At 65.7% G+C, this 1183-nt stretch carries 1 protein-coding gene; it reads left to right on the forward strand.

Annotation, left to right across the window (positions count from 1 at the left end; all coding sequences use genetic code 11):
• A partial coding sequence (locus AC1DYI_RS36295) for a hypothetical protein (protein ID WP_477208930.1) occupies nucleotides 1-1183 on the forward strand: 1183 nt, incomplete at both ends.

The raw sequence follows: 1183 nt of genomic DNA on the forward strand, positions 1-1183 counted from the left end.
CCCAGTACGACTACGACACCGCGGGCCGGGTGATCAAGGCCACGGTGGGCTCCGGCACCGATGCGCGCATCACCAGCCTGCGCTACGACATCTGGGGCCACAAGACCCAGGAGCTTGGCGGTGAGAGCTCGCTCAAGCTCACCGGCAACGTCACCGACGACAACCTCGTCTGGACCAACGAGGCGGTCGACTCCACCTACGACGCGGCCGGGCGTCTGACCAGCACGATCGATGCCAACAACTACCGCACGCGCTACTTCTACGACCTCGACGGGAACCTGCGCTACACCGTCAACGCCCGCGGCGAGGTCGAGCAACACGACTACAACACGCTGGGCCAGCGCACCGCCGTCACCCGCCTGGGCACGGCCATCAGCCTGACCGGCATTCCCCTCGGTGGCCTCGTCACGAAGGCGTTGCTGGATGCGGTGAACAACCGCGCCGACAAGACCCAGGACTCCACAACGCTGTACCAGTACGACGGCACCGGGCGGCTGTCCGGGATCACCACCGCCGACAACGCGCTGACCTGGATCAACTACAACACCTTCGGCGAAGCGCGCGAGCGCTGGGTGCCGTGGCAAGGCGGCGCCGACATCAACGGCAGCAAGCGCCAGGACACCTACGCCTACGACCGCCGCGGCCTGCTGCTGGACACGGTCAGCGACGCCAGCGGCATCGCCGCCAAGGTCAGCACCGAGTACGACGCCTTCGGTCGCGCCGTCAAGCTCACCGATGCGAACCGCGTGAGCACCACGCAGGTCTACGACCGTCTGGGCCGCGCTGTCCAGGTCATCAACAAGCTGAGCAAATCCAGCTACAGCAGCTACGACGCGTTCTCGCAGGTGCTGACCACGCAGGACGAGAGCGGCCAGGTCACGACCTACACCTACGACAAGGGCAACCGCAGCGTCACGATGTCGACGCAAGAAGGCGTCACCGTCACGACCAAGCGCACCGTCTTCGGCGAGGTCTGGACCGTCAAGGACAGCAAAGCCACCACCACCTACACCTACGACCACGACGGCCTGCTGACCGAGAAGAAGGTCGGCTCGCTGGTGGTGGACTCGCGCCAGTACGATGTGGGCGGCCGGCTGAAGATCCAGACCGACGGCAACAAGGTCGACACCAGCTTCACCTACGACGAAGCCAACCGCGTGCTCACCCGCACGGTCGAGTACAC

The sequence above is a fragment of the Ideonella sp. P3_A4 genome, assembly GCF_056403075.1.